The sequence below is a fragment of the Paenibacillus sp. FSL H7-0737 genome (genome assembly GCF_000758545.1).
In the GTDB taxonomy this organism is placed as follows: Bacteria; Bacillota; Bacilli; order Paenibacillales; family Paenibacillaceae; genus Paenibacillus_AQ.
This window is the reverse complement of record NZ_CP009279.1, coordinates 4,494,112-4,515,904: the sequence shown is the minus strand read 5'-3', so window position 1 is coordinate 4,515,904 and position 21,793 is coordinate 4,494,112. Positions and strand designations below refer to the sequence as shown.

Sequence of the window (21,793 nt, the reverse complement as noted above, 5' to 3'; positions counted from 1 at the left end):
TACTCGTTGTTATTTTTATTACATATTCATTCGTCCGTCATCATAATTGAATTGCCAATCGATGCCGAATTTATCTTTTAGACTACCATAACACGAGCTCCAGAAGGTTTCTTGTAATTCCATACCTACTTTGCCGCCTTCTTTAAGCTTATGGAAATATTTTTTTATGCCATCCAAATCCTTACTAACTACCGAAAGACTAATGTTATTTCCTTCCACAAAAGGCATGCCCGGAAAAACATCAGAGAACATTACATTACTGCCTTCGATATTCAAGCGAGTGTGCATAACTAAATCTTTGGCTTCTTCAGGAAGAGTGAAATTGGGATCAGGTGGTGTTTCGCCAAAGGTCATGATTTGTGGACGTTCAACGCCAAACACCTCCGCGTAAAATTCTGCGGCTTGACGACAATTCCCGTTGAAATTCAGATAAACATCGATAGACATTTACTTCACTCCTTAAAAGTTTTATTGGCATCGAAAGCATAGTTTAAAGTTAAAATTTAAGATATCTCGCGACTTCCATATTGTATCATTTACCAGTGTATAAACAAATATACTTATAGTCTCATTTGGTATGAACTTAAATATGACTAATCAAAAAAAGCCGCTGGAATATGATCCAGCGGCTTTTTTCCTATGATTTAATTCGTTTACCGAGCAGAACTAGTAGCCAAATGATACCAGCACCTACTATGGCATGACCGAGACCCGCAATATGCGGTAAGAAGCTGATATCAGTCCCGTTAATTTGCAGCATCCCGCGAGTGGCCATAGTACCGATCGTGATCAGGAGACCAATGTTATATACAATGTACCATGCGCCAAAGGATTTAGCTTCATGGATATTAAATAACTTGGCTAGGATCAATGCGATTATAAAGAAGAAGAAGCCCAGTACAAGGATATGAGTATGAAGTGCAACTAAGATGGTGTTTCCTTCGAAATCATTCATTTTGGTAATTTCACGATAAGCAACACCTGCTATCAAACCAAGAATGGCATAGAAAAAAGACGTGTAATACAATTTTTTCATGATCATGACTCCTTTATGTTTATTGTTATATTGAAATCATATCTTTCAAATAAGAACGCAGTATGAACAAATGATTATATAGTGATTAATTTCACGGAATTGACAAAAATTAACCTCTTAAGCATGTCCCACATAGTTTCCACACAATATTCATCTATAATCATTAATATTATTGAACCCCACTATTCGTTAGATTCAGGGTGTTCGATGGCACGGGAGGATGAATATGAAAAAAGCGGATTGGATCATAGCCATTCTAGTTATGGGAATGGGTCTGATGTGCATGTTGGTTTCAGCAAATTTTTTTCGTATTGATTTTTTCCGTATTATAAAGTAGGAGATGGTTTTTTTGAAAAGAGGAGTATTTGCAGTAATCTGTGTTGTTATTTTGTCATTTGGAATTGGAACAGCAGCTTATGCTGCCGGGTTTGCTCCAAGCACTTTTAAAGAGATGTTGCCCTTTATGAAAGAAAGACATCCTAACTTAGGTGATTCCGAACTAGAACAAATGTATAAGAGCTGTCATCAACAAGATGGCATTTCTAATACTCGTGGAATGATGTAAGGCTATGCTGATATAGAGTCAACTATAAACAACGCCTTTTAAAAAGAACCCTTTGTTGCATACAACAAAGGGTTCTTTTTTTAACTTTATCATCCCATAAGTATCCTATTACAATCTTAAGTTACCGGGTTCAATGCTCCCTGATACTCATACATTAAATTGTCAATAATCTGCTGTACGGACAATATCTCTTTAATCTCATGAACTCTGGACCCGGCAAACACTAATCCGTTCTTAACATCTCCTCTAAGCGAAGTTAGCAGGGATTCCATGGTACAGAAGCGATGCGAACATACCTTTAGACAATTAGAGCATTTTGCTATTTTTAATTTGGCATCATCACTAATACGTTCTGTGAATTCATTACGAATCGCTCTGCCATCTAGCCCAACTGTAGACTTAATTAGAATAGTATCACCTTGCTGAGCATCTACATATTTTTGTTTAAAGGCCAAAGGAGCATCACATTCATGGCTCGCCACGAAACGAGTCCCCATCTGAACACCAGAAGCGCCAATCCGAAGGGCTTTTGCGATATCATCTCCTGTAAGAATCCCACCAGCAGCAATAACCGGAATTGAAACGGCTTCTACAACCTCAGGAAGAATTTCGAACATGGATCTCTCTGTGCCCAAATGGCCCCCAGCTTCAAATCCTTCCACTACGACTGCAGAAGCACCAAGTCTTTCGGATATTCTGGCTAATTTGGCGGAGGAAACAATAGACACCACAGGAGTACCGTACTCTTTACCCCAAGCATAAATATCTCTGGAAATCCCGGCTCCAGAAATAATAAAGTCCACTTTTTCTTCCAAAGCGACCTTCATTTTATCAGCAAAATCCTTCATCGCGAATAGAACATTCACACCGATATATCCAATCCCTTTTGAGAGCTCTCTTGTTTTGCGAATATGCATTCTCAGTTCATCAGTGGTGATTCCTGTACCGGAAATGGTGCCGATCCCGCCTGCATTGGCTACAGCAGCAGCTAAGCCACTTAAGGATATGCCTACGCCCATACCCCCTTGAATTACAGGAACCTTGGATTTAATATGCCCAAATTGGATTGTTGGCAGTTTCATAAACGCACCTCTTTCACTAGTTGTAGACCGTTATAAAATGTCTACTGGAGTAACAGTTATAAAGGTATCACAGTTAAATCTTTGCAGATGTGACTGTGCGCATGCTCAAACTATGTTAAATATCATGTTCATATTATAGGAGGGAGAAATATAGAAATCCGTTTATGATACAATAAATAGCAATATTATAAGGAGAGAAGGACTATGTATGGAGTTTGAATATTTGCTTCGTGTAGTTGGAGCTGGAATTTGTGGTGTTTTAGTTGGCTTTGAACGAAAAAGTCGGATGAAAGAAGCGGGAGTTAGAACGCATTTTATTGTTGCTTTAGGTGCTGCACTTATGATGATCATTTCAAAATATGGATTTCAGGATCAAGCTGATTGGTCCTATGTTAAGCTCGATCCCGCACGTATAGCTGCCCAGGTAGTAAGTGGAGTGGGATTTCTTGGTGCAGGAATGATTTTCATGCATAGACACACTGTGAAGGGCCTGACAACTGCAGCGGGGATTTGGGCAACGGCGGGACTAGGGCTGGCGATTGGATCGGGCCTATATATTCTTGGTGGAGGAGCAACAATTATTATCTTACTTGGACAAAAGATTTTGCATGGCCGCTACAGTTGGCTGGCCTCACCGAAAACGCAACAGATTGTGATCTGTCTGACTAATTCAGAAGGAGCCGTGAGTAGAATTCAACAGCTCCTTGAAGAAAAAAATATTACCATTTTAAGCTTTCACGCTGAAAATAATAGTCTTGCCTCCGAATTGAATTTAGAAATTATCGTAAAATTTCCTGAATCGTTTAATGCTGTGAAATTGTTGTCATTGATACAAGAGGACGCGTCTGTTAAGGCAGTAGAGTTTCAATAATTTTTTTAACACTACGCATCAAAAGTTGGTTTCTATATGAAGAACTTGCTTTTGATGCGGGTGCAATCTCCATTTCACTATCAATCCGCGCACGATTCTACCTTTTTTCCAATATTCAGATTCACAAAACTTCTGCATCGACCCCAAACCTCTTTTATTTTTAAGATATTTCCTCCACCTCTAAATTAAGTTTTTCCTATTTATAGTTTCCGCCCGGTCTATTATGAGAGCGGTTTTGGTCTTTGATGTTATGTTTGTGTTATGTATTTATTGGAGATTGTTATAAAAATCACATATTAAACGCTTTCATTTATTTCGAATAAAAAAATATGTCATTTATATTGACATACAATCAATGAGCCTTTATTATTAATCCCATCACTGGAGAAACTAAACTGAAATTTAATCAAATAATACATTAGCGTAGCTTAATTGGCAAATTTTTTCTTATTTTTATAGTTTTATTAGTTTGATTAATGCACTGAAGAAAATAATTAGGAGAATGTCTGTGAAAAAGCACGATCAGGATTTTATGAAGCGGCAAAATCGTTTGACGGTCTTCGAAATCATAAAAAATCTACAACCAATTTCTCGCGCTTCCATCGCCAAACAAACGGGTATGAGTCCTACAACTGTAAGTCGAATTGTTGGGGAATTAACTGAACAGGGCTATCTACTGGATTCGGATCAGGTATCGTCAGGATTAGGTCGGAAATCAACGTTGCTAGCTATGGTTGACGCTTCTGTATTGTCGGTTGGGGTTGAGCTGGATCGCAGTCTTATGATTGTAGGTATCGTAGATTTGCAAGGTAAGCTTCTCTGCAGCAGGCAATACCCGCGTACTCCGGACGAGAGTCCAGACAAGACACTGGAACGAATCAATGAAGCGATTGAACAACTGACGCAGCAGCATGTGATTGACAGAACGCGTATCGTCGGTATTGGCGTTGGACTTCCTGGAATTGTGAATAACGAAGAAGGTATTGTTGTCTTCTCTGTTCAGCTTGGATGGAAGAATGTTGCCTTAGCAAAACGCCTAAAGGAACTAACCGGTTTTGAAATTGCTGTAGATAATGAGTTGAAAGTTAGAGCTCTTGCTGAACACCTCAAAGGCGCTGCTGTTGGATCTGTCCGTACCGCACTATTGGGCTTCGGGCAAGGCGTTGGCTCCGCGATGATCCTTGAGGGAGAGATTTATCGCGGGGTGATGAACAGTGCTGGTGAAATAGGGCATACGACAGTGGATCCTAACGGAATGATGTGCGAGTGCGGTAAGGCGGGTTGCTTACAGACCTATATAAATATCAGTTCATTGTTGTCGGAAGCCAATCGGATTCGTCCGATTCGCACGATCGAGGAGTTATTTGAAGCAAAGGATGCAGGAGAGCATTGGGCGGTTCATTTGATCGAGCGTGCGCTCATGTATATGGCGATTACAATCAACAATGTCGTATGCATGTATAACCCCGATAGTGTGATCCTGAGTGGAGAACTCGTAGACAAATTTCCGGATATTTATGAAGCAGTCGAGAAGCTATATCTTTCACGCTTCACATGGGAACCCCTTCGTGGGTCTTTCTCCATTCATCGTTCGATGTTGAACGAGAATGGTGTAATTATCGGATCTGGACTACTATCGCAAAATCGTTTTTTCGCATTGGATTAAAATAATTACATCGAAGGAGGTTGTACAGATGGGGTTTACAACATTAGTAGAAGAATATCGCGGTGGCTTACTGGAGAATGTCCATTATGGTGCAGTTAGCGTGGTCGATGAGAAAGGTAATATTTTGTATAAAGCAGGTAATCCGGAGCATATGACCTATCTTCGTTCAGCTGCTAAACCATTCCAAGCTTTACCGGTTATGAAGCGTCGGATCGATGAAGTTTACGGTTTGACAAGTAAGGAAGCCTCACTCTTTACTGCTTCGCATCGGGGAGAGGCCTTTCATATTGAAGCACTTGAATCTCTTTTTCAGAAAATGGGATTAAAAGAAGAGGGACTTCATTGTTGTTCTACATACCCACTGAATGAGGAAGCCAAGGCAGAACGCCATCGGGCGAATGAGCCCACTCGCAAAATCTTTCATAATTGCTCAGGTAAACATGCAGGGTTAATGGGCCTTAGCAAATATATGGGTTGGGATATAGATACTTATTATGATCCTAACCATCCCGTGCAACAGGAGATCATTGATATCATGGCTTATATCGCAGAAGTATCGAAGGAATCCATTCCTCAAGGGATTGATGGTTGTGGTCTTCCTATCATCGCACTCCCTCTTCATAAAATCGCTTATTCATATTTAAAGCTAGCCTGTCCTGATTTGATTGAGAATACGGAAATACGTAACGCAGCTGCTGCGACTGCAAAGCTTATGAACGATAATCCGGTGATGATTGCAGATACGAAATTCGTCTGCTCAGAGCTACTGAAGGATGATAATCTGACGGCAAAGGGCGGCGCTAAAGGTGTATATGGGATTGGACTCCGAAAGGAGCGAATCGGTATCTCACTAAAAGTATCCGATGGTTCTGAGCAAGTCTGGCCTTGTATCATCGCATCGATTCTGGAACGTTTAGGCTATAGCAATCAAGATACGATTGATCGTTTATATGCACTCGTGCCGAACACTATTGTTAATGATGGCGGCACAGTTGTAGGCGAACGCCGTGCTGTATTCCAATGGGAAGTCTGATTATAAGGATCGAGAATAATCTTCAAGTCTCATGAATAATTGGACTGGGAGCTTTTCTAATACATCGTTTCTAAAGGGGAGTGTATAACATGAAAGCAAAAGGAAAAGTATGGTCAATGTTCATGCTGCTGCTTATTACAGTAGTAGTGACTGCAGGGTGCGGCAACAAAGCGAACAACGAGGGACAAAGCGGCAATACCGCTGGTGGAACTGAAACTAGCACCCCAACTACAAAAAATGATAAAGACATTGTAATTGCCATCAATGCTAACTTTATTACGCTGGACCCTCATAACGCAAGCGATACACATTCAATCAGCGCTGCCAGAACGATGTACGAAGGTCTAATGGGTTTTGATGAGAATATGAACGTAGTTCCTGTCCTTGCTGCTAGCCATTCCATAAGTGAAGACGGGTTGGTCTACACGTTCAACTTACAAGAGAACGTTAAATTCCAAGACGGTACTGACTTCAATGCTGAAGCGGTTAAAGTAAACATCGCCCGTATTCAAGATGAGAAGAACAATCTGAGACTGCGCAAAAGCTTTGCAAAGGTAGCAAAAGTGGAGACTCCTGATGCCAAAACCGTGGTTATTACACTCAGCGAGCCATACAACGCATTTTTAAATAAAGTTGCTATGGCACCTATTATTAGCCCGAAAGCTTTAGAAGAAAACGGAGCTGATATTTCGAAAAAACCTGTAGGAACGGGTCCGTTTAAGTTCAAAGAATGGGTGCAAGGTGATCGTCTAGTTGTTGAGAAGAATACGGATTACTGGCAAAAGGACTTGCCGAAAGTGGATAGTATAACCTTTAGACCCGTACCAGAGAATGGATCACGGATTGCGATGCTGAAGACTGGAGAGGCTGATTTCATTTATCCAATGCCTACCGAGCAAGTATCCGAGGTTGAAGGCATTGAAGGAATTACTATAGATACCATCGATTCAACCATTGTTCGTTATGTTACTTTGAATACGATGAAGAAACCTTTCGATGATGTAAAGGTACGTCAAGCCATTAACTTTGCTATCAACAAAGATGCGTATACCAAGGTGGTGAAATCGGGTCTTGGCGCTAAGCTTGATTCCACGATGTCATCCAAAACACAATATTATTCCCCACAAACAGGTTATGACTATGACATTGAAAAAGCTAAGCAACTGCTTGCGGAAGCGGGTTATCCAGACGGATTCGAAACCGAAATTTGGGGTGAGAATGAATCCGAAACTATGAAGGGTATGCAATTTATCCAACAACAGCTAGCGCTTGTAGGCATTAAAGTAGAAGTGAAGTCTATGGAAGGCGGTACTTTATCCGACCAAATTAACGATGCTAAAACACCTGAAGAAGCAAAAATTCAAATGTGGTATGTCAGCTGGTCTCCATCCTCCGGTGATGCAGATGGTGCTACTAGAGGGTTGTTCAGTAGTGAAATGTTCCCACCTGCTGGCTCGAATACAGCTTATTATAAAAATGAAAATGTAGATAAATGGATTGCTGAAGCAAACAAATCTGTTGATCCAGAAGCGGCTAAATCCATTTATGCAAATATTCAAAAAACAGTATGGGAAGATGCTCCGTGGGCATTCATGGGCGTTGACCAAATCATCTCAGGCAAAAGATCGAATCTGGAAGGTGTCAAAGTTTTCCCGGATGGTTCCATTAATGTCCTAAATGCAGAAGTGAAATAATTCAAGTCAAACGCAAGATTTAATTTCCCAAGAATTGAACGAGGCCGCTTCTTAAGAATGGTAGGAAGCGGCCTTAACTAAATCATTTGTCGATACTGAAGGGGGCTTATGAGTTGGGTAGATATGCTTTACAAAGACTCCTCGGGGTTATTCCGTTGCTATTCATTGTATCGGTATTAGTCTTTCTGTTTATTCACTTAATTCCGGGCGATCCGGCCCGGCTTATTGCGGGTAAAGACGCCACACTTGAAGAGATTCATGGCATTCAAGAGCAACTAGGTCTCAATCTGCCGCTGTGGAATCAATACATAAACTACATGAGCGATCTACTAAGTGGTAATCTGGGCAACTCGATTCGATCAGGGATTCCAGTAACCGATATGCTAGAAAGTAGAATAATGCCTACCTTGTGGTTAACGTTTCTCAGCATGGCTTGGGCGCTTGTCATTGGTCTTCTAATTGGTGTTATTTCAGCGGTTTATCGTAATAGATGGCCTGATCACTTAGGCACATTGACAGCCATTTCGGGGATGTCGATTCCTGGATTCTGGTTAGGTTTGGTACTCATTCAAATTTTCTCGGTAGAGCTTGGATGGTTTCCGACCGGTGGTGTAGATTCCTGGAAGTCGTATATTCTTCCTTCCATTACACTTGGAATGGGAATTATGTCGATGCTGGCTCGTTACTCACGGTCATCGATGCTAGAAACGTTACGGGAGGATTATATCCGTACTGGACGTGCGAAAGGCTTACGCGAGTATGTTGTTATTAGCAGGCATGCACTGCGCAATTCTCTTATACAGGTCGTTACTGTAGCTGGACTTCAATTTGGGTTCTTGCTTGGTGGATCGGTAATGGTTGAGACAGTGTTCAGTATTCCTGGCCTGGGTAGACTGCTGGTGGATTCCATTTTGTTCCGGGATTATACAGTTATTCAAGCTTTGCTGCTGCTGTTTTCAACACAATTTATCCTTATCAATTTAATTGTAGATTTATTGTATGGCGTACTCAATCCGAAAATCAGGTTTTCTCAGTAAGCTAGAGTAACTGAGAGGCAGAATTACGATAGTTTTCTATAGGGTGAATATAGGATTAGGAGGGATATCATGAGCGACAATTCGGCGGTAATGGGAACTAATTCTCCTATACCCGGAGAGGTAATAGCCCCGGAGAAAACAAAAGGCCGCGCGGGTGTTTTTATTCGCAAGTTCAGCAAACAAAAGATGCCCCTTGTGGCTGCATTTTTTATCATATTGCTTTTTTTAATTGCCATTTTCGGGCCATTTCTGACCCCTTATAATCCTGATGAACCGAACTATGATGCGCTAATGCAGGGTCCGTCTGCCAAGCATTGGGCGGGAACGGATGAATACGGCCGTGATATTCTAAGTCGCTTAATTGATGGTACAAGGTTGACTTTGGCGGTCAGTCTGAGCTCCGTATTGATTGCAGGTGTACTTGGAACCATCCTTGGTCTTGTCAGTGGATATTATGGCGGTTGGCTGGATCGGATTATTATGCGTGGCAGTGACGTATTGTTCTCATTCCCTGATTTACTGCTTGCCATTGGGATCGTCGCTATACTTGGGCCTGGTTTATCCAACGTTGTGATTGCCGTTGCAGTCTTCGGTACACCCTCGTTCGCCCGCATTATTCGGAGCGTAACATTGTCTGCGAAGGAAACATTGTTTGTTGAAGCTGCCCGTTCAATGGGTGCAAAGAATCGTCGAATCATTTGGCGACATATTTTTCCTGAAACAGTCCCTAGTATCATCGTTAATCTATCTATGAAAATTGGCGGGGCAATCTTAGCCGCTGCGTCACTGAGCTTTCTTGGAATGGGTGCGAAGCCAACGGAGCCCGATTGGGGGGCAATGTTAAGTATGGGGCGCGATTATTTAAGTATAGCTCCACATATCGTTTATTTTCCGGGTTTAGCTATATTTTTGACAGTACTTGCATTTAACCTGGTCGGGGACGGACTGCGCGATGCTCTTGATCCCAAAATGAAAAACTAAGGAGGGACAAGACATGACTCAAAATTTGCTGGAAGTACAAGGGCTGAAAACGGAGTTCAAACGCGGCGATGGAAGTATAACGGCAGTTGCAGGTGTTGACTTTGTGATTAAGAAAGGTGAAGTGCTGGGTCTAGTTGGAGAATCCGGCTGTGGCAAAAGCGTTACCTCACTGTCGATTATGCGGCTCCTTAAGGATACGCCAGGCAGAATTTCTGGCGGTTCTGTTCGTTTCGAGGGAACGGATCTGACAAAGGTTACGGACAAAGAGATGCGCCAGATACGGGGAAATGAAATGGCGATGATTTTTCAGGAGCCGATGACTTCGCTTAATCCTGTGCTGAAGATTGGTTTGCAATTGATGGAGCCGATCATGTTGCATTTGGGTTATGGTCGGAAGAAGGCTCGTGAACATGCCATTCATATGTTGCGGTTAGTTGGTATACCACGTGCGGAAGACTTGGTGGATGAATATCCGCATCAGCTCTCTGGCGGTATGAGGCAGCGTGTAATGATTGCGATGGCGATGTCTTGCCACCCGAAACTGCTGATTGCAGATGAACCAACGACGGCGCTTGATGTAACGATTCAAGCTCAAATCCTTGATCTAATGAAGCACCTGAAAGAAGAACAGGATATGGGAATGCTGCTCATAACCCATGACCTTGGTGTAGTAGCAGAACTATGCGACCGTGTAGTCGTTATGTATGCTGGTCGTGTAGTGGAGGAAGCTTCCGTTCATGAACTATTTGCAAGACCGCAGCATCCATATACGAAGGGATTAATTCAATCCGTTCCTAAGCTGCGTCAAAACGTACGTCGCTTGGATTCCATTAAAGGGAATGTACCTGATCTATCACAAATGCCAGCAGGTTGTAAGTTTGCGCCACGCTGCGATTATGTCACAGAGCGTTGTCTCTCGCAGGAGCCAGAGTTACTCCCGATTGAGGGACTAGAGCGAAAGAGTCGTTGTTGGCTTACACAGCAGGAGAACACGGAAGGAGGGGAACGTTTGTGAAGGAGACTCCACTCATTGAAGTTAAAAGTCTGAAGAAGTTTTTTTCGGTGAAAAAGGGCTTTTTCGGAACTACTAGATATTTGCACGCAGTTGATGGGATCTCATTCGCTATACGTAAAGGAGAAACGTTCAGCCTTGTGGGTGAAAGTGGCTGTGGTAAATCTACTACGGGTAGATTAGTGACTCGCTTGCTGGAGCCGAATGACGGTGAAGTGTGGTTTAAGGGTCAAAATATTAGCCATATCTCAGACAATCAAATGCGGCCTATTCGTAAAGATATACAAATGGTGTTCCAAGACCCCTATGCTTCGCTTAATCCACGGATGAAGGTGAAGGATCTTGTGGCTGAACCTCTGCTCATTCATACAAAGCTCTCTTCCAAAGAACGGGATAAACTAGCATGCGAGTTACTAGAGACAGTGGGATTGAATAGTATCCACGCCGAGCGCTACGCTTTTGAGTTCAGCGGTGGGCAGCGACAACGGATTGGAATTGCCCGGGCGTTATCTGTTCGCCCAAGCTTAATCGTGGCGGATGAGCCTGTGTCAGCACTGGATGTATCGATTCAGTCACAAGTGCTAAATCTGTTGCAGGATCTGCAGGAAGAGTATGGCCTGACATATTTATTCATTTCACATGATCTGAGTGTTGTTGAGCATATTAGTGATCGAATTGGAGTTATGTATCTTGGTTCGCTCGTAGAGACGGCGGATAAGGATACCTTGTATGATCGTCCAATGCATCCATACACACAAGCACTGCTATCTTCTGTACCTGTACCCGATCCTACCTTAAAGAAGGAGCGCATTATTCTGAAGGGAGATCTTCCAAGTCCGGTTGACCCACCGTCGGGATGCCGTTTTCATACAAGATGTCCCTCCTGCATGGAAATCTGTAAGCAGCATGTACCGATATTCCGAGAAGTCGAACCAGGTCATGAGGTTGCGTGTCATTTATTTGATGAAGAAATGCTGAAATTAGAGCGGTAGCTGAAATTGTGAGATAACTTTACGGAAAAGAAGGGACAGCGATGAATATCTTATTCGATTCCGCTAATGTGGCGGATACTATTGTCTATTTAGCTTATGACGAGGAGTCTTTTCCTTTTAAGCTGGGATCGCCCCACAAACAGTGCAGCAGTGTGACTTGGTTACATGCTCGCACTGAGGAAGAGTCTGATGTGTTAGCGGTAGGAATGGGAAAGCGCAAGGATATTACGCTTGAGAGGATTCGCCGAGCGGGTGGAGCTGCTGCTCGTGCAATTCTGAAGGAAGGATGCAGTAGTGCTTCACTTGTTCGCTTAGCATCCGAGGCTATAAATAGGAATAGGGATATTTCTGCTGCTGATGAATTACAAGCTTGGATGGAAGGCTGGATTCTCGGCTTGTACCGTTTCCAAACTTATCGGGGAACTACCAAGGTGGAAGGCTCTGTTGATTTACAGCTTCAATCGATAGATTGGCCTGAGCTGTCATCGATTGAATTGGAAGCTGTACGGGTTTCTGCGCAGATACGCGCTGAAGGAGCCGTAGTTGCTCGCGATCTTGTGAATGAAGTACCTGGGACACTGAACCCTGATCGTTTTGCGGAATGGATGGCAGAATTTTTCGACCGTGATGATGCTGCTTTGAAAGTCCATATCTATCGAGGACAGGAGCTTGTGGAACTTCAGATGAATGGGTTGCTCGCAGTTGGAGCGGGGAGTAAGCACGCTCCAGCCCTAGTTGAAATTCGTTACAAGAGTAACCCTGAATTACCGATGTTAGCACTGGTAGGTAAAGGTGTAACCTTTGACTTAGGTGGCATGAATGTGAAGACGGCTAGCGATATCAGCGATGCACGCATGGATATGGGTGGTGCGGCTGCTGTAATTGGGGCTATGGATATTTTGATACGGAAGCGTGCCAATGTAAATGTGACCGCACTTATTCCAGTTGTTGATAATGTGCCAGATGCTGAGGCGATGTTACCTTCGTCTGTTATCCGCTACCCTAACGGGCTAACCGTTCAGGTTGCGAATACGGATGGCGAGGGTCGACTTATCATAGCGGATGCGCTTATTCATGCCGCGAATATCGGAGCAACCCAAGCTATTGATATCGCTACCTTAACTGGAAATGTCGGTGCGGCGCTCGGATTAGGCATCGCGGGCATATGGGGCGATGCAGATATAACGCAGAGTCTAGTTGAGATTGGTGAGCGCAATGGAGAACGACTGTGGCCCATGCCGTTAATGGATGAATATGAAGCAGATCTCCAGAGTAATTACGCCGATCTCCGCAATGTTAGTACTTCCCCTTTTGCAGGTGCGATTACAGCAGCCCTATTTATTCGGCGCTTTGTAGCAGAATCTATGAGCTGGGTTCATATTGATATGGCTGGGACGGTACAGTACAAACAGGATGTGGGGTACTCTGAAGCTGGAGCGACGGGATATGGTGCACGTCTGCTCGCCGATTATGTCATGAAGCAAGTGCATCATTAACAACTGGAAGAGTGGGTGAAAGTTATGAGATTGGAAATCATCGCTACTTGTATAGATGATGCTCTGACGGCTGAGGCGAATGGCGCAGATCGTCTTGAGCTTATTACTGCCATTACGGAAGGTGGATTAACACCAGGAATAGGGTTGGTGGAGCAGGTAGCCAAATCGGTTAGCATTCCTGTCTTTGTTATGGTCCGTCCGCACAGTCGATCATTTAACTATTCCAAGGATGATATTTTGACCATGGCTGCAGAGATCAGGCAGATTGCAGCCAGTGGTGCTTCGGGAGTTGTTCTTGGCGCATTAACACCGGAAAAAAAGATCGATGAGCATGCGCTTGAAATATTATTGCCGTTGACAGATGGCTTACAAGTAACCTTCCATCGTGCTTTTGACGAGCTGGAGGACCAAATTGCAGGTTATCGGACGCTTTGTAATTACCCGCAAATCACTCGTATACTTACCTCTGCTGGACCAGGTCCGGCACCTGAAGCCATTCCCGCTATGCGTAGGCTAGTAGAGGAATCAAGAGGTAGTTCGATAAGTATTTTGGCTGGAAGTGGTTTGAAGCCAGAAGGTATTACATCGTTTATTCAACAGACCGGAGTCACAGAAGTACATTTTGGATCGGCTGTTCGTCATGGCAAAGATGCTTTGTCGCCAATCGATCCAGTAGCCCTGCGGGCGTTAGCTAAGAATATTCATTCGAACGGCTAATAATAGATAGTGAAAAGGTGAATGGTTATGCATAAGGCTGAGAGCTATGTAGTAGGAATTGATTTAGGCGGAACAAAAATTGCCGCAGCATTATTCGATTCAAAGGGTACCATGTTGAATCGGGAATTAATGGAGACAGCTGGCGCGCGCACCGCTGAAGAGGTGGTGCAGCGAATGATCGGAATGATCCGCTCTGTATCCGAAGGGCGACCGCTGATTGGAGTCGGACTGGCTTCTCCTGGAGCTGTGAATAGCCAGGATGGAATCGTAATTCACGGTACCAATCTTCCTGAATGGGATAATGTTCCACTGAAACATTGGATGGAGTCAGAACTTGGCATAGAAGTGAAGGTGGTAAACGATGCGAACGCTGCGGCTTGGGGCGAGTATGTAAGAGGGGCTGGTAAAGGCTCGAACAACATGGTGTATGTTACCTTCAGCACAGGAATTGGAGCTGGAATTGTTATGGATGGTGAGCTACTGCTCGGAACGAACTCATTTGCAGGAGAACTCGGTCATAATATTATTGACCCGAACGGAACGGAATGTAGCTGTGGAAGATATGGATGCTGGGAAGTATTTGCTTCGGGTACAGCGATTCGGGATATGGCACTGCGGAGTATGGAGAGCAGAACGTCGATGATTACAGAGCTGGCTAGTAGAAGTGGTGAAAAGATTAATTCTCGACACGTCTTCGAAGCGATGGCACTAAAAGATCCGGTGGCTGTCGAGGTGATTGAGCGAACGATTCATTATATGGCGATTGGATTAGCTAACGCGGTACATACATTTAATCCTGATCGCATTGTAATTGGTGGAGGCGTAAGCAAAGCTGGTGAACTACTGTTTCCAGCGCTGAGAGAGAAAACAGAGGAACTTGTCATGAAGCCGTATAAAGGAACTTATACTATTGAATCAGCAGGTCTGAGGGATGATGTAGGTCTTATAGGCGCTGCAGCATTATTTCATACCGTCTAGACTATCTGAACTATTTATCAAAGCTAGCAAACGGAGGGGCTGAAGAGATGGGTACAAGAGAAGAAAGAACGAGATGGTTCTTACAGGATAGATTCGGTATGTTCATTCATTGGGGATTATATTCCATTCCAGCACGAGGTGAGTGGATTCGTGGAAACGAGCGAATGAGTAGAGAGCATTATATGACGTATTTCGATGAATTTGACGCATCTCGATATGACCCGAAGAAGTGGGCCAGCGCAGCAAAAGCAGCGGGGCAGAAGTATGCGGTTCTTACGACCAAGCACCACGACGGATTCTGCTTGTTTGATAGCAAGCTAACAGATTTTAAAGCGACTAACACGCCTGCTGGACGTGATCTCGTTCGAGAATATGTAGACGCTTTCCGGGCGGAAGGTATTGCTGTAGGTCTGTATTACTCTATTATTGATTGGCATAATGATGACTACCCTGGATATGGTGATAAAGCGCATCCTGATCGGGATAACGAAGCGGCTAAAGACAAGCCGATTGATTTTGATCGATACTTGGAGTATATGCATGGACAAGTGAAGGAACTGTTGACGAATTACGGCAAAATCGACATCATGTGGTTTGACTTCTCCTACGACAATATGACCGGAGAGAAATGGAAAGCAACGGAGCTAATCCGTATGATTCGCTCTATCCAGCCGGATATTATTATCGACAATCGTTTGGGTGGGAATATCCGCGCGGCCGAGCCAGAAGAATATGCAGGAGATTTCTTTTCTCCAGAGCAGATCATTCCTCCCGGTGGCATTGTTGACGTGAATGGTCAATCCATTCCATGGGAAGCATGCATTACGCTTAATGATAACTGGGGCTACCATTCCGAAGATAAAAATTATAAATCAACCCAGCAGGTCATTCGCTCAATGGTCGAATGTATCAGTAAGAATGGTAACCTCCTCCTTAATGTTGGACCAGATGCTAAGGGTGAAATGACACGGGAATCACTGGTTATCCTTGACGAAGTTGGGGAGTGGATGCGCCTTAATGGCGAAAGTATTTATGGATGCGGGAAGTCTTCGCTGCCTAAGCCAGAGTGGGGACGTTATACGCAAAAGGGCAACAAGTTGTATGCGCACGTCTACGACCGTGGAATTGGCCCGATCTATTTCCAAGGCTTGAAAGGGAAGATTAAAAAGGCTAGATTACTACGTGATGGTACCGAGCTAAAGGTGGAGGTGCCGTGGATGGCTGAGGAATATTCGGATGTTGACGGTGGAGCGTTTATTACATTAAAAGGGGCTAAGCTTCCCGACGAGATGGATACGGTTATTGAGCTTGAGCTTCTTTAATTAAACCAGATAGAGTGTCCCATAAGTCATGAATGGCTACTGGGGCACTCTATTGTCCGAAACTCTGTTTTAAAGGCTGGAAATTCGCAAATAACGTCCTCTGGGTCCGTAACACTTAGAGGGTGCTGACTGACACTGTGAAAGCTGTTGAAGCAGGCAGCCAACGAATCAGAATACAAAGCGGCGATTCTCCAAATAACAGGAGAATCGCCGTTCTGTGAATACTAAAGGCGAGCCTTGCGGAAGCCTTCATATATATTGAGGACCGCAATTAAAATCAAGACCGCTATTCCTCCACCTACTAGCCCCGTTTCAAACTGGTTAGCTGTAGTGGTTAATAAATTAGACATGTAGTTAATGAATTCTTGGTTAAATACATTCGGATTTATAAGGATAATAGCGAATACAATAAGCACAATGAGCTCGAGAGCCGTATTACATAATGCTAATTCTCTAGTCCATTGTCTCTTGATTAATTTATATATAGTTAATGCGACTTCTAATCCGATCACAATAAGAATAATAGGCCAATAATCAAGTAACACATGCTGATTAAAAGCTGGGGCTACGAAGTTAAGTGCGCCTTCACCGCCTCTATAGACTCTGATCAGGTGTTCAGCATTAAAATAAACAGTAGCCCAAATGGCAGTCCACAGTAAACTTCCGAACACTTCGAAGCTTGTAATTGCTTTTTTCTTATGGACAAGCGCGATATCCTTCAAATCATCAGGAGTCCATTTCCTTAATTTTGTAGTAAGTGGATGACCTTCCTTTCCTTTATCCGCCCGTTCGATAATAGCGAACACAACAGTTATCCAAAAAAAGACTTGGATTCCTACTTCAAGGAAGGTTCCAATTCCTCTACTTATAACTGCAGTAACAATATCCGCAACTGTTTTATCTCCGCTATAGCCAATCAAGTAATCAGCAACCAGAGCGATTAAAGAAACAACTACAGCGATTGGTATAATCATTTTTAACAACGTAACATATAAATCGAAATAGCGTGGGCCGATGAGATACATGGGCTGATCGCGATACTCACTAGCTAAAATAGCGGGATTGCCCAATTTTGTAAGGACGGCTTTTACCTCTTTTTCGTCATAATCATCCGGTAACATATCCTCGATGGTAGATCGTAATTCGAGAGCGATATCCTCCCGATTTTGTTCCGGTAACCTCCGAGTCACTTCATGAATGTAAATCTCAATTAGATTCATGGTCATCCTCCCCTTGTAATAGGCCGTAGAGCTCTTTCGAATTCTTAAGCCATTCTTCCTTTAGCTGTAAAAAAATTTCTACGCCATAGTCACTTAGAACATAATACTTACGGGGTCTGCTCTCGGATGTGTCCCAGCTGCTCGTCACTAATTCCTGTTTCTCTAATCGGCGAAGTAATGGATATAGGGTGCTTTGATCGATGATGATGCTGGATTCCTCCAACAATTGAACGAGCGAATATCCATACTGGGGTGTTCGTAATTGACTTAAAACGGCTAGCGTTAACGTACCTCTTCTAAGCTCTGTGATTAAAGAATTTAATAAAGTACTCATTCACCCACCTCATTATTTAAAATATAAGGATTTATAATCTCTTATAAATTGTTCTTATATTTTAGGTTTAAACGCTTGCTGTCCTTGAGAGGACGTCGAAGCCGCTTATACTTACTATGTGTCATACAGTATTCGATCTATACTATGCATCATACACTATTGTTGTTCCAACATCAATTGAATAAAATAATCTTCTGAGAAATAAATAAGAAAATTTTTCTATTTTGTGAAGCAGTTTGATTAAAAGGAGGTTGTGAAATGATTCCATTTTTTAGTGACATCCCTAATGCTTCTAAAGGGGAGGTAGTTGAACCGGTTCATAGGGGGTGGTCAAAGGGAAGTTACTAATATGCTGAGCCGAGCGGAGAGTGTTCTGGAGTGGTATGATGATTTTCAAACCTATATTCCGAAGTGGTATTTGGCAAGCGTGTAGGATTTTTACTGAGCTTGACTCCTTGTCAGTTTACTAGTATACTCATATTAACAAATCAATTAACACATAAAATAAACAAACGATGGACGTGACCAAATGAGAAACAATGGATTCACTGAAGATAACCAATTAAGCTTATTGATCTGGTTGCGGCTGGTTAGGGTATATGAGAATAGTAACGATCTTTCCAATGAATTCTTGAAGCAATTTAATTTAACAGTTAATCAATTCGATACCTTGGTACAAATATTATTACATCAGCCTGTAACACAGATGGAAATTGCCGAGCATCTAACCATTACTAAAGGTGGGGTATCCCATATGCTTGGCAGATTAGAGAAAGAAGGATGGATTGAACGCAAACAGGATTGGAAAGTGAAGTACATTACTTTAACGGAAAAGGGCCAAACACTTATTGAGAAGGTACTGCCCTTGCAATCGGATTTCCAAGCCTCGTTATTCGATCCACTGACAGATGAGGAGAAGAAAGTGTTTTACAGCATGCTTAAAAAGATTCATCGCCATAGCCAAGATGAGAATCGACTCCCGCGAGGTGTTCAGTAGTATCGCAAAAGCTTTATTGATAATAAAGCTTACTTTTTTCCTCATCAGTATACTAGTAAACTTAAATTCGACAAAACTCATTAGGAGGTTTTTAAAATGAAACAACAACCCATAAACGGACAACATCATGTGTCTATGCTTACTAAGGACGCTAAACAAAACTTATGGTTTTATACAGAGGTCCTGGGACTGAGACTTGTAAAGAAAACGGTCAATCAAGATGATCCATCCATGTACCATCTATTTTATGGAAATCGTAATGGTGCTCCTGGAACCGAAGTATCTTTTTTTGAAATGCCAAATGCAGGTCAGACCCGCAAAGGGACGAACAGTATTAGTTCTTTCTCCCTTCTTGTTCCTAGCGATGAAGCCTTGTCATATTGGGCTAGTCGATTAGATTCTTTTGAAGTTCCTCATGAAGCGATTGTAAGTATCGGGGAACGTAAGTCGCTTACTTTTTATGATAGAGATGAATTGACGGTCCATTTAGTATCGGCTGAAAAAGATAACGGTATCGAGCTAGTTGAACCGTGGATTACAGAAGACATCCCTCCAAAGTATGCCATCGTTGGGTTAGGACCCGTTGAATTGACTGTAAGTGAGGCTGGCCGCACAAAGACGGTTTTGGAAGATATCTTGGGCTATACACAAGTTCGGACAGTACCCTCCATGGGTGATTCCAAGATTATGGTAGATATATATGAAACGGGGAAGGGTGGTTTATACACCGAGCTCCAGGTCAAAGAAGTAAATGACAAAGATCGGGAGAGACCGGGTAAAGGGAGCATCCATCATGTGGCTATAAGAGTTAAGGATGTCGAAGAACTAACCGAATGGGCCGCCAAGATCACTGCTGCAGGCTTTAAAAATACAGGGGTCATTGATCGTTATTACTTCCATTCCTTGTATTTCCGGGATCCGAACCATATTCTTTTTGAGCTTGCTACAGATGGCCCGGGATTTGAGATTGATGAAACTTTTGACGCGCTAGGAGAGAATTTGACCTTACCTTCATTTCTGGAAGAACGTCGTGAAGAGATTGAATCGAAGCTTCATCCTATCCGCTAAACCTAATACAACTATGAAAAGAGGACATAATCATGATGGAACAATATAGAATCGATGAGAAAAAAGGGTTGGAGCTAGGTTTATACACGTTAGGTGATCACACCACAGATGCCTTAACAGGAAAAGCAATTAGTGAACGACAACGGATTCAAGAGATCGTAGCGGCTGCCAAATTAGCTGAGGATGCTGGATTAGATGTATTTGGGGTAGGCGAGAGTCATCAACCGAAATTCATTACCTCAGCTGCCTCGGTTGTCCTTGGAGCCATTGCAAATGCAACCGAACGTATAAAGCTTGTCAGTTCAGCAACTGTACTAAGTACAGCAGATCCTGTACGTGTATATGAGGACTTTGCAACATTGGATTTGTTATCAGGCGGTAGAGCAGAGATTGTTGCTGGACGTGGATCGCGTCTCGGGGCCTATGAACTTTTTGGTTATGACGTAAGAGATTATGAAGAATTGTTCGAAGAGAAAATTGAATTGCTCATGAAAATAAATGAGTCCGATCGCATAACGTGGGAAGGGAAATTCCGCCCTGCATTAAATGATATGGAAATCTTCCCTAAGCCCTTAAATGGAAAGCTGCCAATTTGGCGAGCGGTTGGGGGACCTCCAGCAAGTGCAATTAAGGCGGGAAGAATGGGGATCCCGATGATGCTGACCACCCTTGGTGGACCATCATCTGCCTTTAAAGGTTCTGTAGACGCGTATCGTATGGTTGCTGCAGAGTCAGGGTTCAATCCAGCAGACCTTCCCATCAGCACAACTTCTTTAATGTATATTGATCCGGACTCACAAAAAGCATTCCGCGATTATTATCCATATATCAATCACTTGATGAAAGAGCTTCGTGGGTCTTACTATCCGAAAGAACAATTTGCGGAAGCGATGAGTGTGAGAAATGCACTGCTCGTGGGAAGCCCGCAACAAATTGTGGAGAAGATCCTCTATCAACATGAGATGTATGGCCATAATCGTTTTCTAGCTCAGATTGATGTCGGTGGGTTACCTTATGCTCAAGTGGAACAAATGATTGACCTGTTCGCATCTGAAGTAGCACCAGCCGTAAGACGTGCTACAGCTAAGAAATAAGAAAGAGGGGATAGTATGAAGATCATTGGGATTTCAGGATCCATTGTTGGATCGAAGACTAGAATTGCTGTACAGCAAGCACTTAACAACATCACAGAAAAGCATCCGGATTTCGACGTAGAACTAATTGATCTAGGAGATTATAAGCTGGAATTTAGTGATGGACGCAGCTACATGGATTATACAGGTGATACCAAAGTTGTTCTGGAGAAAATCATGGCCGCCGATGCATATATCATTGGCACCCCAGTTTTTCAAGCTTCGATTCCAGGAACACTTAAGAATCTATTTGATTTACTCCCGGTTAATGGGTTTAAGGATAAAGTTATCGGTATTGTAGTAACTGCAGGTTCTTCAAAACATTACTTAGTGGCAGAACAACAACTGAAACCGATCCTCTCTTATATGAGAGCGGTGGTGGTTCCTAAGTATGTTTTTATTGAAGAGAAACAATATGACCGGAAAGTAATTGTGGATGATGATATTATTTTTAGACTGAATCGACTAGCTAATGAATTGGTGAATACCACGAATGCGATGCAGCAAGTGAAGCAAGCGGAAGAAGCAGCGTTTTTCTTTTAAAAAGAAGGGCTCTGTT

General features: G+C 42.9%; 23 protein-coding genes. 18 read left to right on the top strand and 5 right to left on the bottom strand.

All coding sequences use genetic code 11. The features are described 5' to 3' along the window. Positions 1-18 precede the first annotated feature (18 nt). Positions 19-447 (bottom strand): VOC family protein, encoded by a 429-nt coding sequence (locus H70737_RS19815; protein ID WP_042189935.1) that lies wholly within the window; start codon positions 445-447, stop codon positions 19-21. A 190-nt stretch (positions 448-637) separates the two neighbouring features. After that, a complete protein-coding gene (locus H70737_RS19810) occupies positions 638-1,036 on the bottom strand; it encodes a DUF2871 domain-containing protein (protein ID WP_042189934.1) in 399 nt (132 codons plus the stop codon). Positions 1,037-1,385: 349 nt separating this feature from the next. On the opposite strand from H70737_RS19810, the gene H70737_RS19805 reads away from it, so the two are divergent. Beyond that, positions 1,386-1,601 carry a hypothetical protein gene (locus tag H70737_RS19805; RefSeq protein WP_231573314.1) on the top strand — a complete coding sequence of 72 codons (216 nt, stop codon included), beginning with the start codon at positions 1,386-1,388 and terminating at the stop codon, positions 1,599-1,601. A gap of 116 nt (positions 1,602-1,717) precedes the next feature. Here H70737_RS19805 and H70737_RS19800 read toward each other — a convergent pair whose 3' ends face one another. Then, a complete protein-coding gene (locus H70737_RS19800) occupies positions 1,718-2,683 on the bottom strand; it encodes an NAD(P)H-dependent flavin oxidoreductase (RefSeq protein ID WP_042189930.1) in 966 nt (321 codons plus the stop codon). 208 nt (positions 2,684-2,891) lie between these two features. Here H70737_RS19800 and H70737_RS19795 point away from each other — a divergent pair, with 208 nt between their 5' ends. The 12 genes from H70737_RS19795 to H70737_RS19740 all read left to right on the top strand — a co-directional run bounded on the left by H70737_RS19795 (position 2,892) and on the right by H70737_RS19740 (position 16,482). After that, positions 2,892-3,554, top strand: a complete 663-nt coding sequence (locus tag H70737_RS19795; RefSeq protein WP_042189928.1) for an MgtC/SapB family protein — start codon at positions 2,892-2,894, stop codon at positions 3,552-3,554. Positions 3,555-4,062: 508 nt separating this feature from the next. After that, positions 4,063-5,220, top strand: coding sequence for an ROK family transcriptional regulator (locus tag H70737_RS19790; RefSeq protein WP_042189926.1), 1,158 nt, complete (start codon positions 4,063-4,065; stop codon positions 5,218-5,220). A 28-nt stretch (positions 5,221-5,248) separates the two neighbouring features. Next, positions 5,249-6,253 carry an asparaginase gene (locus H70737_RS19785; RefSeq protein ID WP_042189924.1) on the top strand — a complete coding sequence of 335 codons (1,005 nt, stop codon included), beginning with the start codon at positions 5,249-5,251 and terminating at the stop codon, positions 6,251-6,253. An 89-nt stretch (positions 6,254-6,342) separates the two neighbouring features. Beyond that, positions 6,343-7,947, top strand: a complete 1,605-nt coding sequence (locus tag H70737_RS19780) for a glutathione ABC transporter substrate-binding protein (protein ID WP_042189922.1) — start codon at positions 6,343-6,345, stop codon at positions 7,945-7,947. Positions 7,948-8,060: 113 nt separating this feature from the next. Then, positions 8,061-8,984 carry an ABC transporter permease subunit gene (locus H70737_RS19775; RefSeq protein ID WP_042189920.1) on the top strand — a complete coding sequence of 308 codons (924 nt, stop codon included), beginning with the start codon at positions 8,061-8,063 and terminating at the stop codon, positions 8,982-8,984. A gap of 69 nt (positions 8,985-9,053) precedes the next feature. Continuing rightward, positions 9,054-9,965: an ABC transporter permease gene (locus tag H70737_RS19770; RefSeq protein ID WP_042189918.1), complete on the top strand. Its 912-nt coding sequence runs from the start codon at positions 9,054-9,056 to the stop codon at positions 9,963-9,965. A gap of 13 nt (positions 9,966-9,978) precedes the next feature. Then, positions 9,979-10,980, top strand: coding sequence for an ABC transporter ATP-binding protein (locus H70737_RS19765; protein ID WP_042189916.1), 1,002 nt, complete (start codon positions 9,979-9,981; stop codon positions 10,978-10,980). Further along, positions 10,977-11,969 (top strand): ABC transporter ATP-binding protein, encoded by a 993-nt coding sequence (locus H70737_RS19760; protein WP_042189914.1) that lies wholly within the window; start codon positions 10,977-10,979, stop codon positions 11,967-11,969. The genes H70737_RS19765 and H70737_RS19760 overlap by 4 nt, the downstream gene beginning before the upstream one ends. A gap of 41 nt (positions 11,970-12,010) precedes the next feature. After that, a complete protein-coding gene (locus tag H70737_RS19755; protein WP_042189912.1) occupies positions 12,011-13,465 on the top strand; it encodes a leucyl aminopeptidase family protein in 1,455 nt (484 codons plus the stop codon). Positions 13,466-13,489: 24 nt separating this feature from the next. After that, positions 13,490-14,182, top strand: coding sequence for a copper homeostasis protein CutC (locus H70737_RS19750; RefSeq protein ID WP_042189910.1), 693 nt, complete (start codon positions 13,490-13,492; stop codon positions 14,180-14,182). A gap of 27 nt (positions 14,183-14,209) precedes the next feature. After that, positions 14,210-15,160, top strand: coding sequence for an ROK family protein (locus H70737_RS19745; RefSeq protein WP_143764145.1), 951 nt, complete (start codon positions 14,210-14,212; stop codon positions 15,158-15,160). 47 nt (positions 15,161-15,207) lie between these two features. Continuing rightward, positions 15,208-16,482: an alpha-L-fucosidase gene (locus tag H70737_RS19740; RefSeq protein ID WP_042189906.1), complete on the top strand. Its 1,275-nt coding sequence runs from the start codon at positions 15,208-15,210 to the stop codon at positions 16,480-16,482. Positions 16,483-16,706: 224 nt separating this feature from the next. On the opposite strand, the gene H70737_RS19735 is transcribed toward H70737_RS19740, so the two are convergent. Further along, entirely contained in the window at positions 16,707-17,702 is a 996-nt protein-coding gene (locus H70737_RS19735) for an HAAS signaling domain-containing protein (protein WP_042189905.1), read from the bottom strand. Continuing rightward, the gene (locus H70737_RS19730) at positions 17,689-18,036 is read right to left on the bottom strand and encodes a PadR family transcriptional regulator (protein ID WP_042189902.1); all 348 of its coding nucleotides are present in this window, start codon (positions 18,034-18,036) and stop codon (positions 17,689-17,691) included. The genes H70737_RS19735 and H70737_RS19730 overlap by 14 nt, the downstream gene beginning before the upstream one ends. A 307-nt stretch (positions 18,037-18,343) precedes the next feature. On the opposite strand from H70737_RS19730, the gene H70737_RS31505 reads away from it, so the two are divergent. The 5 genes from H70737_RS31505 to H70737_RS19710 all read left to right on the top strand — a co-directional run bounded on the left by H70737_RS31505 (position 18,344) and on the right by H70737_RS19710 (position 21,777). Continuing rightward, complete coding sequence (locus H70737_RS31505; RefSeq protein ID WP_269321764.1) at positions 18,344-18,469, top strand: hypothetical protein; 126 nt, start codon at positions 18,344-18,346, stop codon at positions 18,467-18,469. A gap of 96 nt (positions 18,470-18,565) precedes the next feature. Continuing rightward, positions 18,566-19,033: a MarR family winged helix-turn-helix transcriptional regulator gene (locus H70737_RS19725; RefSeq protein ID WP_042189900.1), complete on the top strand. Its 468-nt coding sequence runs from the start codon at positions 18,566-18,568 to the stop codon at positions 19,031-19,033. A gap of 96 nt (positions 19,034-19,129) precedes the next feature. Further along, entirely contained in the window at positions 19,130-20,101 is a 972-nt protein-coding gene (locus H70737_RS19720) for a ring-cleaving dioxygenase (RefSeq protein WP_042189898.1), read from the top strand. Positions 20,102-20,133: 32 nt separating this feature from the next. Continuing rightward, complete coding sequence (locus H70737_RS19715; protein WP_197071232.1) at positions 20,134-21,195, top strand: LLM class flavin-dependent oxidoreductase; 1,062 nt, start codon at positions 20,134-20,136, stop codon at positions 21,193-21,195. Positions 21,196-21,210: 15 nt separating this feature from the next. Continuing rightward, complete coding sequence (locus H70737_RS19710; RefSeq protein WP_042189896.1) at positions 21,211-21,777, top strand: NADPH-dependent FMN reductase; 567 nt, start codon at positions 21,211-21,213, stop codon at positions 21,775-21,777. Positions 21,778-21,793: the final 16 nt, after the last annotated feature.